We start from the raw sequence: 13,011 nt of genomic DNA on the forward strand, positions 1-13,011 counted from the left end.
CGCCGTGCCGTTCTACGTGACCACGCCGATCTACTACGTCAACGCGGCGCCGCATCTGGGCCACGCGTACACCGCGATCGCGGCCGACGTGCTCGCGCGTCACCAGCGCCAGCGCGGGGAGGACGTCTTCTTCCTCACCGGCACCGACGAGCACGGGGAGCCCGTCGCCATGGCGGCCGAGCAGCTCGGCATCCCGCCGCTGGAGCTGGCCAACCGCAACGCGGCGCGCTTCCAGGATCTGATGCCGCTGCTGACGATCTCCAACGACTTCTTCATCCGCACGACCGACCCCGAGCACGTGCGCAAGGTCCAGGGGATCCTCGTCCGGGTCCGCGAGAACGGCTTCGTCTACGAGGGCCTGTACGAGGGCTGGTACTGCCCCCGCTGCGCGGACTTCAAGACCGATGCCGAGATCGGCCCGGACAACACGTGCCCGATCCACAAGATCCCGCTCGTGCGCGAGCGCGAGGAGAACTACTTCTTCCAGCTCTCGGCGTTCCAGGGAGAGCTCGAGAAGCTCTTCGACGAGCGGCCGGACTTCGTCATGCCGCGCCACCGCTACAACGAGGCGCGCTCGTTCCTGGCCTCCGGCCTGCAGGACGTCAGCCTCACGCGCCCGCGGCTGCGCTGGGGCGTCGAGGTCCCGTGGGACCGCTCGCAGGTCTTCTACGTGTGGTTCGACGCGTTGCTGAACTACGTCACCGCGCTCTCCTTCGCCCGCGGCAAGCAGCAGGACCTCACCCACAAGTTCTGGCCGGCGACGTACCACCTCATCGGCAAGGACATCCTGAAGTTCCACACGATCTACTGGCCCGCGCTGCTCATGGCCGCGGGGCTCGAGGTGCCGGAGCACGTCTTCGTCCACGGCTTCCTCCTGACGCCGTCCGACGACGGCGGCGAGGGCGAGAAGATGAGCAAGTCGCGCGGCAACGTCATCGACCCGTTCGCGGTCATCGACGAGTTCGGCGCCGACGCATTGCGCTTCTACCTCACCCGCGAGGTCGCGTTCGGGCAGGACGGGCCGGTCTCCGAGGGCGGCTTCCTCACGCGCTACGAGAGCGAGCTCGCCAACGACTACGGCAACCTCGCCAGCCGGACGATCGCCATGATCCTCCGCTACCGCGACGGGCGCATCGACGACGCCGCGCTCGACGAGGATCTGATGGCGGAGTTCGACGGGCTCGCCGACACGGTCGCCGGGCATCTCGACCAGGTCGAGATGACGCTCGCGCTCGAGGAGATCTGGAAGCGGGTGCGGCGCCTGAACCGCTACGTCGAGGAGCGCCGGCCCTGGCAGCTCGCCAAGGACCCCGAGCAGGCTGACGAGCTCGATCGCGTTCTCGCCTCGCTGCACGAGGGGCTGCGCGTCCTGACCGTGCTGCTCGTCCCGTACCTGCCGACCTCCACCGAGCGGCTGCTGGCCGCGCTCGGGCGGCCGGAGACGGCGTTCGACGCCGCCCGCTGCGCCCCCGCGCCGGTACGCGTCGAGGCGCTGGAGCCGCTCTTCCCGAAGCGATGATCGACTCCCACGCGCATCTGTCCAGCTGCGAGCCGCCGGACGAGGAGCTCGTGGCCGCGGCGGCCGCGGCGGGCGTCGACCACATCGTCACGATCGGGATGGACGGCGCGACCTGCCGCGAGGCGCTCGCGGCGGCCGAGGCGTTCCCGCAGGTCTACGCCGCGGTGGGCCGTCATCCCAACAGCGCGCACGGCTTCGACGGCGCGGACCTCGCCGAGCTGCGCGCACTCGCCGCCCACGAGCGCTGCGTCGCGATCGGTGAGACCGGCCTGGACTACTACCGCGACCGCGCCCCGCGCGCCGATCAGGAGCGCGCCTTCGAGGGGCAGATCGCCCTGGCGTCCGAGACCGGCAAGCCGCTGGTCATCCACACCCGCGAGGCCGAGGACGACACGCTGCGCATGCTGTGCGACCACGCCGAGGGCGTGACCGTCCTCCTGCACTGCTTCTCGATGCCCGACCGGCTCGAGGAGGTGCTCGATCGCGGCTGGTTCGTCTCGTTCGCCGGCAACGTGACATACCCCCGCAACGAGGCGCTGGCGGCGGCCGCGGAGCGCGTCCCCGCCGGCCGCCTGCTCGTCGAGACCGACGCCCCCTACCTCACCCCGCAGGCGGTGCGCAAGGAGCGCAACCAACCGGCGTACGTCGTGCACACCGCACGCTTCATCGCCGAGCGCCGCGGCGTGTCGCTCGAGGAGCTCGACCGCGACGTCGCGCGCACCGCCGCGCGGCTGTTCGGCTGGTGAGCGCGGAGCTGCCGTCCCAGCCCAGCCTGCGCCGCCTCAAGCAGTTCGGCGTGCGGCCCAACCGCGAACTCGGTCAGAACTTCCTCGTCGACTCGAACATCCTCGGCGTCATCGAGCGCGCGGCCGAGCTCGGCCCCGGCGACGTGTGCCTGGAGATCGGCGGCGGGCTCGGCGTGCTGTCCGAGCACCTCGCCGAGCGGGCGGCGCACGTGCACGTCATCGAGGTCGACCGCTCGCTGGAGCCCGCGCTGCGTGACGCGCTCGACCCGCACCCCAACGCGACGCTGCACTTCGGCGACGCCATGACGCTCGACCTGGGGGCGCTCGACCCGCCGCCGACCAAGGTGGTCGCGAACCTCCCGTACGGGATCGCGGCGTCGGCGCTCCTGCGCACGATCGAGGAGCTGCCGCACGCGGAGCTCTGGGTGGCGATGGCCCAGAAGGAGGTCGGCGAGCGCCTGGCCGCCGCGCCCGGCAGCGCCGCGTACGGGATCCCGAGCGTGATCGCGCAGCTCGCCGCCGACGTCCGCGTGCTGCGGGGCGTCTCGCGCCGCGTGTTCCATCCCGTGCCGAACGTCGACTCGGTGCTCGTCCTGGCGCGGCGGACCGGGCCGGCGGCGGCGCCCGAGCTGCGCGTGCTCGTGCAGCAGGCGTTCGCGCACCGGCGCAAGGCGCTCGCTCGCTCGCTCTCCCTGGCCGCCGGCGCGCCGCCCGGCATCCGCGACCGCGCCCGCGCCGCGCTCGAGTCGCTCGGCTTCCCCGCCGACGCTCGCGCGGAGCGGCTCGCGCCCGCGGACTTCCGCGCGCTGTACGAGACGCTCGCCGCCGGCGGCCCGACCACCGCCGCCCACACGCCCACGACGGACGACGGCCCGCAGTGACCCTCACCGAGCGCGCCCCCGCGAAGATCAACCTCTGCCTCCACCTCGGGCCGACCCGCCCGTCGGACGGCCGGCACGAGCTCGTCTCGGTGATGCAGTCGCTGACGCTCGCCGACGAGCTGACGCTCGAGCCGGCGCCCGAGGGAGCTGGTGAGGACCGCATCGTCTGTCCCGGCGTCGAAGGCCCCAACCTCGGCGGCGCGGCGCTCGCCGCGTTCCGCGCCGCGACCGGCTGGGAGGCGCCGCCCCAGCGGCTGACGATCGTCAAGCGGGTCCCCGTCGCGGCGGGCATGGGCGGCGGCTCGGGCGACGCCGCGGCGGCGCTGCGACTGGCCGCGCGGGCGTCCGGTCTGGGCGGCCACGCGCTGATGCATGAGCTCGCGACCGGGCTCGGCGCCGACGTGCCGGCACAGGTCCGGCCGGGCCGCGTGCTGGCCACCGGCGCCGGCGAGCGCGTCGAGCGCCTTCCCGACGGCGGTTCGTTCGGCGTGCTCGTCCTGCCGGGGACCCGCGAGCTGTCGACCGCGGCCGTCTACCGTGAGGCCGATCGCCAGGGCCTCGCCCGCGACGAGGGGCACCTGCGCCGGCGCCACGCCGAGGTGCAGGAGGCGGCAAGCGGGGGAGACCTACCACTCGAGATGCTCGTCAACGACCTCCAGCCCGCCGCGCTCGCGCTCGCGCCCGAGATCGACGAGGCCCTCGCCGCCGCCCGGGCCGCGGGCGCCGACGTCGCCTTGGTGAGCGGCTCGGGCCCCACCGCGCTGGGCCTGTTCCTCGGCTCGGACGGCGCGCAGCGCGCGCGGCTGGCCGCGGATGCGCTGGCCGGCCGCCGGCCGGCACCGCTCGTCGCGGCGCCGGAGCCGAACTGGCCCGCATGACGCTGCATCCCCGGCCCGCCCGGCTCGCATGAAGATCATCCCGCTGCTCGCGGCGATCGCCCTCGCCGCGTGGCTCGTCTGGCGCCGGCGCAAGCTCGGCCGCGTCGAGCTGGGCATCGGCATCGTGGTCGTCGCGGCGCTCGGCGTGTACTCGACCGGCGTCATCCACCTGCCGAGCCTCGAGCACCTCATCGAAGATCTCGGGCAGGCGCTCGGGCCGTGGACGTACCTGCTCGTCGGCGTCATGGCCTTCCTGGAGACCGGGGCGTTCGTCGGCCTGGTCGCCCCGGGGGAGACGACGATCCTCGTCGGCGGCGTCGTCGCGGGGCAGGGCGAGATCAACATCTTCGCGCTCATCGCCCTCGTCTGGTTCTGCGCGGTGGCGGGCGACCTCACGAGCTACATGCTCGGCCGCAGGCTCGGGCGCGAGTTCCTCGAGCGCCACGGCTCGAAGGTCAAGATCACGCACGAGCGCCTGGAGCAGGTCGAGCGCTTCTTCGACCGCCACGGCGGCAAGGCGGTGCTCATCGGCCGCTTCGTCGGGCTCATCCGCGCCGTCGCGCCGTTCATCGCCGGCTCGTCGCGCATGCCCCTGCGGCGCTTCCTGCCCTACGACATCATCGGCGCGGGCCTGTGGGGCACGACGTTCTGCGTCCTCGGCTACATCTTCTGGCAGAGCTTCGGCACGATCGCCGACTACGCCGGGCGCGGCGCGCTCGCCCTCGGCACGGTCATCGTCGTGGTCGTCGGCGGCATCTGGGCCTACCGGTGGCTGCGCGTGGCGGAGAACCGCGAGAAGGCCCACGCCTGGCTGCACAAGCAGGCCGAGCGCCCGCTGCTGCGGCCGGTCGCCGCGGTGGTGCGGCCCGTCGTCCGTCGGGTCGTCGTGCCGGTCAGCCGTCGCCTGAAGGGCCCGGCGCGCTTCACCCTGGAGCGGTTCACCCCCGGCGACCTGGGCCTCGAGGTCACCACTCTGTTCGCCATCGCGGCGGTCGGCAGCTTCGGCTTCGTGGCGCTGGCCTTCAACGTCGGGCCGGGCGACGCGCCGCTCGTCACCGATCGCCGCGCGTTCGAGCTGGCCGACGATCTGCGCGCCGACTGGCTGGTGGACGTCGCCAGGGCGGTCACGTGGCTCGGGTCGATCTGGGTGGTCATCCCGGTCTCCGCCGTGGTCGCCGCGATCCTCGCGCGCCGGCGGCGCTGGGGCGCCGTGGCCGTCCTCGCGGCCGGCCTGGCCCTGACCGTCATCGCCGTGAACGTGACGAAGGCCATCGTCGACCGGCCCCGCCCCGAAGGTGCGCTGGTCGCCACGAACAGCAGCTCGTACCCGTCCGGACACGCGGCCAACTCGATCGCCTGGGTGGCGATCGCGGTGCTCCTCTCGCGGTTCGTGCCCCGGCTCGCCGGCCGCGCCTTCGTGCTGGTGATCGGGATCGTGATCAGCGTCGCGGTCGGGCTCAGCCGCATCTACCTCCACGCGCACTGGCTCTCGGACGTCCTCGGGGGGTGGGGGCTGGCCGCCACGATCTACGCGCTCTGCGGCGTCATCGGCCTGGTCGTCGCCTACATCGGCAAGAATCAGGTGGCCCGATGACCAACGAACAGGTCACCTACGTCGTCGCCGGGGCGTGCGCGCTCATCGCGCTCGTCGCCTTCGTCATGCTCATCCTGCGCCCGGCCTGGACGAGCTACAGCCGCGTCTGGGAGCGGATGGCCGCGGCGTTCCTGTCGCTGTACGTCCTCGCGGCCTTCGTCGGCGTCGGGGTGGCGGGCGGGCTGGCGATCACCTGGTTCTGGGACCGCATCGAGGGCAATTTCTGAGCAGCGCGCCCGCGGGCGCCAGATAGCCTCTCCTCCGATGTCCATGCCGGCGGCAACTGCTCAGGCGGCGATCGACCTCGCGGCGCTGGACTCGATCACCGCGGCGCTCGAGTCCGGGGCCGGCCTGCCGGCGGTGGTGCGCGCCGCCGAGCGGGCGCTCGACGCCAGCCTGGCGGTGATCGATCGCTCGGGCGTCGTGCTCGCCGTCGCGGCGCGCTCCCCCAGCGACGAGCAGCGCCTGCTCGCGGCCGCTCATGGGGTCGAGTCCCACGAGCTGCGGGTCGCCGACCGCGCCGTCGGTCAGCTGCGCATGGGTGCCCGCTCCCACCCGGGCCCGGGCCTCGTCCGGCTCGTGCTCACCCTGATCGCCTCCGAGGTGGAGCGCGTCCGGGGGCCGGCGCTCGCGACCGAGGAGGCGTCGGCAGGATTCGTCGCCGCCCTGCTCGCCGGCGAGGCCGGCGAGCCCGCCCTGGCGGTCGCCCGCGGCCGCGAGCTCGGCATCGAGGTCGAGGCCGGCGGCTCCGTGGTCGTCGCCCGGGCGCACCCGCTCGCCCTCGCCGACGAGGGCTGGCGCGAGCGCTTCCTCGGAGTCGCCCAGCGCGGCGCCCGGGCCGCCGCGCCCGGCAGCATCGCGATCCTGCGCCCGCGTGGGGACGCGCTCACCGCCGAGGCGGTCGTCCTGCTGCCCGGCGCCGGCGAGGACGCCGCCGCCCGGGCCGTCGACGCGCTCGTACGTGAGCTGCATGCGGCGCTCACCGGTTTCTCGTTCGCCGTCGGGCGCAGCCGGCGGGCGGCGCAGCCCGGCGAGATCGGCCGTGCGGCCAACGAGGCGCTGCTCGCGGCCAACGTCGCCGAGGGCCACGCCGAGCGCGACGCGCTCGCCTTCGAGGAGACCGGCGCCTACCGGCTGCTGCTGTCCGCCATGAGCGAGGACCCGGCCGAGCTGCAGCGCTTCTACGCCGAGACCGTCGAGCCGCTCGTCGCCTACGACGAGCAGTACGAGACCGACCTGGTCAAGACGCTCGAGTCGTTCCTGGAGGCCGACGGCAACGTGGCGGGCACGGCCCAGCGGCTCTTCACGCACCGCCACACGATCCGCTACCGCCTCGAGCGCGTCCGCGACCTGAGCGGGCTCGACGTCGGCTCCAGCGACGGGCGCGAGAAGCTGTCGCTCGGGCTGAAGGCGATGCGCGTGCTCGGCATCGCCGCCCGCGGCGGGCCGGCGACGGAGGCGGGCAGCGCGGGCGGCCGCGTCAGCGCGCCGGGCCGCGGCCGCTGAGCGCGGGCGCGCGGACCGCCTCGGCGACCGGTCAGCGCACCCGCCTCGGCGACCGGTCAGCGCACCCGCCTCGGCGACCGGCCCCCGCACCCGCCTCGGCGACCGGCCCGCGCACCCGCCTCGGCGACCGGCCCCCGCACCCGCCTCGCCACTGGCCCGCGAAGCGAGACATTGACATCGCGTCATCGCTCTCGCAACGGCCTGCTGCGACCACCTCGGGACGCTGCGGACACCGCGAATCTCCTGTCGGAATGCGGGGTCGGGGCTTCCTGAAGTTCCGCTCAAGGTTCTGGGTGCATAGCCGATAACCAATACGTGGGCGTGCCGCAACGGCCAGCTGCCCGGCTCCGGCGTCGGGCCTCCAACGTCGCGTGGTTCGCTGCCGGGATGGCAGCGTCGGCGACGCTGATCGCCGGGAGCCTCTCGGGGCTCAACGTCCACGTGCTCGGCTTCACGGACTGGCCCCTGTGGCGCAGCGAATCCGCGCGCGACCAGGTGCTGCCCGCGGTCGAGGCCCGCGTCGTTCGCGTCCTGCCCACCGGCACCCTGCAGCGCTCGGACCTGCTCGACTCGCCCACACGCGAGCCGGCCCGCGCCATCGGGGCTTCCGGCGGCGAGGTCCGCTCGGCTGACGGCCTGGCCGCCACGGACGGCGCCGGCGCGCCCGGCGGCGTCGTGAACGTCGCCGCCTCGCTCTCCGGCGACGGCGCGGCCGGCGCCGCGACCACCCACGGCGGCGGCACGGGCATCCGGGCGCGCGGCCCCGTGGCCCACGCCGCGGCGGACTCCGACGGCGACGGCCTGCCGGACGCCCGCGAGGAGCGCATCGGCACCGACCCGCAGCGCAGCGACACGGACGGCGACGGCGTGCCCGACGCGTTCGAGGTCGACCACGGGCTCGACCCGCGCGCCACCGCCGACGCCGCCTACGACCCCGACGTCGACGGCGTCAACAACCGCAACGAGTACCTCGTGAAATTCGACCCGCAGAAGCCGGACACGAACGAGGACGGCGTCTCCGACGGCGAGGACGACTCCGACGGCGACGGCCTGCCCAACGCCGTCGAGCAGAAGCTCGGCCTCAACCCGTCGACCGCGGTCACGCGCGGCGCGACGAGCGGGCCGATCCCCGTCGTCGGGTCCGGCGGGCCGGGCACCGGCGGGACCGCCGCACGTGCGCCGATCGCCCAGAGCGACAGCAAGTCGGTCGTGAGCCCGGCGGCGTCGGGCCCTCGCAACGACGGCGATCTGGACAGCGACGGCGACGGCTTCACGAACGCCGCCGAGGTCGACGCCGGGACCGATCCGGCCGACCCGACCTCGCATCCGCCCAAGCCGCCGCCGGATCCACCGGCGCCGGATCCGCCGGCCCCGGCTCCGCCCCTCGATCCCGCACTGCCGCCCGACCCGGCCCCGCCGGTCGATCCGGCGCCGGTCGACCCGGGCCCCGTGGATCCCGGACCCGTCGACCCCGGTCCGGTGGACCCCGGCCCCACGGACCCGACCGATCCGGTCCCGGACGGCCCGCCGCCCGCGGACCCGACCGACACCCCGCAGCCGCCCGACACGACGCCGGCGCCGCCGGCGGGCCCGTCGGACCCGGCGCCGGGCGCCCCCACGGCCCCGTAGCGCGCGGCCGGGCTCTCGGCGCGCGCGGCGCTCCGTAGGATGGCGCGCCATGAAGGTCGGGATCATCACCGGCTCGGGCACGTACGCGCTGCCGGGCTTCGAGGACGCCGAGGCACGCACGGTCGACACCCGCTTCGGCCCGGCGCCGGTGACCACGGGCACGTGGGCGGGCGTCGAGGTCGTCCACGTCTCGCGCCACGGCGAGGGCCACCGGCGGCTGTCGAGCTCGGTCAGCCACCAGGCCAACGTGCTCGCCCTCAAGGAGGCGGGCGCCGGCTGCGTCCTCGCGGCCACCGTCTGCGGTGCGCTCGACCCGGAGCTCGAGCTCGGGACGCTGGTCGTCTTCGACGACCTGCACTTCCTCGCCAACCGCCTGCCCGACGGATCGCTGTGCACCCTGTACACCGAGCCGGGAATGCCCGGCCGCGGGCACTGGATCTTCGACCGGCCCTTCGCGCCGGAGCTGCGCGGCGTGCTGCTCGACGCCGCCCGCGCCGCCGGCCATCCGGTCCGCGATGGCGGCTGCTACGGCCATGTGGACGGCCCGCGCTTCAACACGCGCACGGAGATCCGGATGCTCCGGCAGGCCGGGGTGACGGCGGTCTCGCAGACCGCCGGCCCCGAGACGGTGCTCTGCGGCGAGGCCGAGCTGCCCTACGCGCTCGTCGGCTACGCGACCGACTACGCCAACGGCGTCCCCGACGAGCCGACGCCGGTGCAGACGCTCATCGAGCTCATCGGCCGCTCGGGCGCGGTGTTCGCCGGCACGCTGCGCGCGGCCGTCGGCCGCGTGCCCGCCGCCGGCCCGCGCCCCGTCGGCACCCACTTCCGGTTCGATTGACCGACCTGGCCGTCGTGGTGCTCGCCCCCGGCGCGGGCGGCCGCACGGGGCCCGCGGGGCTCGGGGCGGCGGCGACCGCCGACCTGCGGCGGCTGCTCGGGGCCCGGACCGAGGCGTGGGCGACGGCCACGGCGGCGCCGGGCGCGGCCTACCTGGCGGTCGGCCCGGAGGGGGCGGGCGGGGACCGCCCGGCCGCCCTCGAGACGTTCTCGGTCGAGGGAGCCCACGCCGGCGAGCGCCGGGCCGCCGCGCTCGCCGAGGCCGTCCGCCGCACCGGCCTGCCCACCGTGCTCGTCACGGAAGCCCCGCCCGCGCTCGGCCCGCACCACGCGTGGTCGGTGCGCGACGACCTCGCCGACGGCATCGACGTCGTCTTCGGCCCCGCCTACGACGGCGACTACTACCTGCTCGCCGCCCGCGAGCCGCACCGCGCGCTGTTCGGCCTCGACCCGGCGCAGTGGGACGGCCCGGAGGTCCTGCAGCTCTCCCGGGAGGCGGCGATGGCGGCGGGCCTGTCGATCGGCTGGCTGCGGCCCGAGCGCGGGCTCGCCACGCCGGCCGACGTGGCCGCCCTGCTCGCCGACCCGGCCACGCCCGCCGACGTGCGCGCCGCGCTCGGCGGGTGAACGCGACCGGCCCGCTCAGTTGCCGAGCGCCGGCCCGACGAGCCCGAGCCCACCGTCGACGATGAGCGAGGCCCCGGTCGTGTAACCGCTGCCGGGGCCGACGAGCGCCACGATCATCGCGGCGACCTCGCGCGCGTCGCCCGGCCGGCCGAGCGGGATGTTCGGCCGCGCGATCGTCCGCGGATCGACGTCCTCGTTGCTGGTCATCGCGGTGGCGATCTGCCCGGGTGCGACGGCGTTGACCGTGATGCCGTGCTCGGCGAGGTCGAGCGCCATCGCCTTCGTCAGGCCACCCAGCGCGTGCTTGGCCGAGACGTAGTCCGACGAGCCGGGCAGCGGCAGATGCTCGTGGATCGAGGTGACGTTGACGATCCGGCCCCGGGTGCCGTCGCGCACCATCCGCTGGGCGGCGCGCTGGGCGCAGGTGAAGGCGCCGGTCAGGTTCACGCGGACGGTGCGCTCGAAGGTCTCGACGTCCGCCTCGAGGAACGGCCCGGCGTTCCCGCCACCGGCGTTGTTGACGAGCACGTCGAGCCCGCCGAGGGCGTCGGCGAGCTCGTCGATGACCGGTGGGCCGTTGCGGGGATCGTCGAGGTCGAGGTGGCGCACCTCGGCGCGGCGGCCGGTCGCGCGGACCTCCGCCGCGGTGCCCTCGGCCCCCTCGGCGTCCGAGCGCCAGGTGATGCCGACGTCGCAGCCGGCCGCGGCCAGCGCGACCGCCGTCGCGCGGCCGATGCCGGAGTCCGAGCCGGTGACGATGGCGACGGGCATGGGCGCGCATCTGCCCCCTCGGCGCATCGGTCAATCGTCGGCCGGTGTCCGCCACCGCACCGCCGGGAGGGCAATCGCGGATGAAAACCGAGCGGACGTGGTATTTCCATCGGGCCCCATGGCGAACTCACCCCGCCTGCTGGTGTGCGACGACGCGCCCGGCTTTCGCCTGATCATCCAGACCGTGTTCGAGGACGGCGGGTTCCGCGTGGTGGGGACCGCCGACGCCTGGGATCTGGCGGAGGCCCTCGCCCGGGACCTGCAGCCCGACGCGATCCTGCTCGACCTGTGGCTGCCGACCTTCGAGCGCGACGGCGTCAGCCGGGTCCGCGCGGCGGCGCCCGCCGCGGTGCTGGCCGTGGTGTCGTCGCTGGCCGCCGGTGAGATCGGCGAGCTGACCGGCGGGTTGTCGGGGATCGACCTCGTCCTGTCGAAGCGCGACGCTCCCGACGTGCTGCTGCATTCGATGCTCGGCACCTTGCGCGAGCGGTCCGATCCGGCGTCGCGACAGTAGGATCCGCGGTCCCCGGTGCGGGGTCGTCTAACTGGTAGGACGGGAGGTTTTGGTCCTCCAAGACGAGGTTCGAGTCCTCGCCCCGCAGCTATGACCCATCCCACCGTCGTCATCATGGCCGCCGGCCAGGGCACGCGGATGCGCTCGCGCGTGCCGAAGGTCCTGCACCCGGTCTGCGGCCGCGAGATGGTCCTCTGGCCGGTCCACGCGGCGCTCGCGGCGGGCGCGCGCCGGGTGGTCGTCGTCGGCGGACCGGACCGCGCCCTGGCGGACGTCCTGGAGGGCGTCGCGGCCGGCGGTGGGGCCGAGGTGGCGCTCGCCGTGCAGGAGCGGCCGCTGGGCACCGGCGACGCGATGCGCAGCGCGGCGGACCACATCGGCGCCGGCGACACGGTCGTCGTGCTCTCGGGTGACGTGCCGCTCATCACCGCCGAGGCGATCGAGGGGCTCGTCGCCGCCCACGAGCAGGCGGGTGCGCAGGCGACGATGGCCACGATGGTGCTCGACGACCCTGCCGGCTACGGGCGCGTCGTGCGGGCGGCAGACGGCAGCGTCGAGCGGGTCGTGGAGACCAAGGCGCCGGGCGACGCCACCGCCGCCGAGCTGGCCATCCGCGAGGTCAACACCGGCGTCTACGCCTTCTCGGGCGGTCCGCTGGTCGAGCAGCTGGCCGCGCTGTCCAACGACAACGCCCAGCGCGAGTACTACCTCCCGGACGTCCTGCCCGCACTCCACCGCGTCGCGGCGCACGTCATCGGGGACCCGACCGTCATGCTCGGGGTCAACGACCGCGTCGACCTCGCCCGGGTCACCGAGATCGCCCAGCGCCGCATCGTCGAGGAGCACGCACGCGGCGGCGTGACGTTCATCGCGCCGGCCACGACCGTCATCGACGTGGGCGTGCAGATCGGCGCCGACACGACCGTCGAGCCGGGGTGCTCGCTACGCGGGAGGACGGTCGTCGGCGAGCGCTGCACGGTCGGCGCCCACAGCACCCTGCTCGACAGCCGTCTCGGCGACGAAGTGGTGGTGCGCCACTCGCACCTCGACGGCGCGGAGGTCCGCAGCGGGGCGAGCGTCGGGCCGTTCGCCTACCTGCGCCCCGGCGCGCTCCTGCGCGACGGCGCCAAGGCCGGCACGTTCGTCGAGATCAAGAACTCGGACATCGGCGAGGGCACGAAGGTGCCGCACCTGTCCTACATCGGCGACGCCGACATCGGCCCCGGCACGAACATCGGCGCGTCCAACGTCACCGCCAACTACGACGGCGTACGCAAGCACCGCACGACGATCGGCGCGGGCGTCAAGAGCTCGGTCGACACGACCTTCGTGGCGCCCGTGACGGTCGGCGACGGAGCGTTCACGGCGGCCGGATCGGTCATCGTCAGCGACGTCCCGCCGCGCGCGCTGGGGGTGGCGCGCAGCCGCCAGACGAACATCGAGGGCTACGCGGACCGCCGCCGAGCCGACGGGTAGCATCCGTCCCGGCCCCCACGCACACGTCCA

At 74.8% G+C, this 13,011-nt stretch carries 13 protein-coding genes and 1 tRNA gene; 13 read left to right on the plus strand and 1 reads right to left on the minus strand.

The genetic code is table 11. The features are described 5' to 3' along the window. Positions 1-4 precede the first annotated feature (4 nt). The 10 genes from metG to DSM104329_RS05095 all read left to right on the plus strand — a co-directional run bounded on the left by metG (position 5) and on the right by DSM104329_RS05095 (position 10,220). The gene (metG, locus tag DSM104329_RS05050) at positions 5-1,519 is read left to right on the plus strand and encodes a methionine--tRNA ligase (RefSeq protein ID WP_259314304.1); all 1,515 of its coding nucleotides are present in this window, start codon (positions 5-7) and stop codon (positions 1,517-1,519) included. Beyond that, the gene (locus tag DSM104329_RS05055) at positions 1,516-2,265 is read left to right on the plus strand and encodes a TatD family hydrolase (protein ID WP_259314305.1); all 750 of its coding nucleotides are present in this window, start codon (positions 1,516-1,518) and stop codon (positions 2,263-2,265) included. Before metG ends, DSM104329_RS05055 begins: the two co-directional genes overlap by 4 nt. Then, positions 2,262-3,146, plus strand: coding sequence for a 16S rRNA (adenine(1518)-N(6)/adenine(1519)-N(6))-dimethyltransferase RsmA (gene rsmA / locus DSM104329_RS05060; protein WP_259314306.1), 885 nt, complete (start codon positions 2,262-2,264; stop codon positions 3,144-3,146). The genes DSM104329_RS05055 and rsmA overlap by 4 nt, the downstream gene beginning before the upstream one ends. Next, positions 3,143-4,024, plus strand: a complete 882-nt coding sequence (locus DSM104329_RS05065; protein WP_259314307.1) for a 4-(cytidine 5'-diphospho)-2-C-methyl-D-erythritol kinase — start codon at positions 3,143-3,145, stop codon at positions 4,022-4,024. The genes rsmA and DSM104329_RS05065 overlap by 4 nt, the downstream gene beginning before the upstream one ends. 28 nt (positions 4,025-4,052) lie before the next feature. Beyond that, the gene (locus DSM104329_RS05070) at positions 4,053-5,618 is read left to right on the plus strand and encodes a bifunctional DedA family/phosphatase PAP2 family protein (protein ID WP_259314308.1); all 1,566 of its coding nucleotides are present in this window, start codon (positions 4,053-4,055) and stop codon (positions 5,616-5,618) included. Further along, positions 5,615-5,845, plus strand: coding sequence for a hypothetical protein (locus DSM104329_RS05075; protein ID WP_259314309.1), 231 nt, complete (start codon positions 5,615-5,617; stop codon positions 5,843-5,845). The genes DSM104329_RS05070 and DSM104329_RS05075 overlap by 4 nt, the downstream gene beginning before the upstream one ends. 37 nt (positions 5,846-5,882) lie before the next feature. Continuing rightward, positions 5,883-7,124: a PucR family transcriptional regulator gene (locus DSM104329_RS05080; protein WP_259314310.1), complete on the plus strand. Its 1,242-nt coding sequence runs from the start codon at positions 5,883-5,885 to the stop codon at positions 7,122-7,124. 387 nt (positions 7,125-7,511) lie between these two features. Then, a complete protein-coding gene (locus tag DSM104329_RS05085) occupies positions 7,512-8,753 on the plus strand; it encodes a thrombospondin type 3 repeat-containing protein (RefSeq protein ID WP_259314311.1) in 1,242 nt (413 codons plus the stop codon). 49 nt (positions 8,754-8,802) lie between these two features. Next, positions 8,803-9,594: an MTAP family purine nucleoside phosphorylase gene (locus tag DSM104329_RS05090; RefSeq protein ID WP_259314312.1), complete on the plus strand. Its 792-nt coding sequence runs from the start codon at positions 8,803-8,805 to the stop codon at positions 9,592-9,594. Further along, the gene (locus tag DSM104329_RS05095; RefSeq protein ID WP_259314313.1) at positions 9,591-10,220 is read left to right on the plus strand and encodes a DUF2064 domain-containing protein; all 630 of its coding nucleotides are present in this window, start codon (positions 9,591-9,593) and stop codon (positions 10,218-10,220) included. Before DSM104329_RS05090 ends, DSM104329_RS05095 begins: the two co-directional genes overlap by 4 nt. 15 nt (positions 10,221-10,235) lie before the next feature. On the opposite strand, the gene DSM104329_RS05100 is transcribed toward DSM104329_RS05095, so the two are convergent. Beyond that, entirely contained in the window at positions 10,236-10,991 is a 756-nt protein-coding gene (locus DSM104329_RS05100) for an SDR family oxidoreductase (protein WP_259314314.1), read from the minus strand. On the opposite strand from DSM104329_RS05100, the gene DSM104329_RS05105 reads away from it, so the two are divergent. The 3 genes from DSM104329_RS05105 to glmU all read left to right on the plus strand — a co-directional run bounded on the left by DSM104329_RS05105 (position 10,990) and on the right by glmU (position 12,981). Next, the gene (locus DSM104329_RS05105; protein ID WP_259314315.1) at positions 10,990-11,505 is read left to right on the plus strand and encodes a response regulator; all 516 of its coding nucleotides are present in this window, start codon (positions 10,990-10,992) and stop codon (positions 11,503-11,505) included. The two genes, DSM104329_RS05100 and DSM104329_RS05105, sit on opposite strands and share 2 nt — an antisense overlap. A gap of 16 nt (positions 11,506-11,521) precedes the next feature. After that, positions 11,522-11,593, plus strand: a tRNA-Gln gene (locus tag DSM104329_RS05110). Positions 11,594-11,595: 2 nt separating this feature from the next. Continuing rightward, positions 11,596-12,981 carry a bifunctional UDP-N-acetylglucosamine diphosphorylase/glucosamine-1-phosphate N-acetyltransferase GlmU gene (gene glmU, locus DSM104329_RS05115; protein ID WP_259314316.1) on the plus strand — a complete coding sequence of 462 codons (1,386 nt, stop codon included), beginning with the start codon at positions 11,596-11,598 and terminating at the stop codon, positions 12,979-12,981. Positions 12,982-13,011 lie beyond the last annotated feature (30 nt).

This window comes from Capillimicrobium parvum (genome assembly GCF_021172045.1).
Taxonomy (GTDB): Bacteria; Actinomycetota; Thermoleophilia; order Solirubrobacterales; family Solirubrobacteraceae; genus Capillimicrobium; species Capillimicrobium parvum.

What these genes read in the sequence shown, in the direction of transcription:
- DSM104329_RS05055 (WP_259314305.1), top strand. Translation starts at nt 1,516, where the DNA reads ATGATCGACTCCCACGCGCATCTGTCCAGCTGCGAGCCGCCGGACGAG.
- DSM104329_RS05070 (WP_259314308.1), top strand. Translation starts at nt 4,053, where the DNA reads ATGAAGATCATCCCGCTGCTCGCGGCGATCGCCCTCGCCGCGTGGCTC.
- DSM104329_RS05075 (WP_259314309.1), top strand. Translation starts at nt 5,615, where the DNA reads ATGACCAACGAACAGGTCACCTACGTCGTCGCCGGGGCGTGCGCGCTC.
- DSM104329_RS05080 (WP_259314310.1), top strand. Translation starts at nt 5,883, where the DNA reads ATGTCCATGCCGGCGGCAACTGCTCAGGCGGCGATCGACCTCGCGGCG.
- DSM104329_RS05085 (WP_259314311.1), top strand. Translation starts at nt 7,512, where the DNA reads ATGGCAGCGTCGGCGACGCTGATCGCCGGGAGCCTCTCGGGGCTCAAC.
- DSM104329_RS05090 (WP_259314312.1), top strand. Translation starts at nt 8,803, where the DNA reads ATGAAGGTCGGGATCATCACCGGCTCGGGCACGTACGCGCTGCCGGGC.
- DSM104329_RS05105 (WP_259314315.1), top strand. Translation starts at nt 10,990, where the DNA reads ATGGGCGCGCATCTGCCCCCTCGGCGCATCGGTCAATCGTCGGCCGGT.
- DSM104329_RS05100 (WP_259314314.1), bottom strand. Translation starts at nt 10,991, where the DNA reads ATGCCCGTCGCCATCGTCACCGGCTCGGACTCCGGCATCGGCCGCGCG.
- glmU (WP_259314316.1), top strand. Translation starts at nt 11,596, where the DNA reads ATGACCCATCCCACCGTCGTCATCATGGCCGCCGGCCAGGGCACGCGG.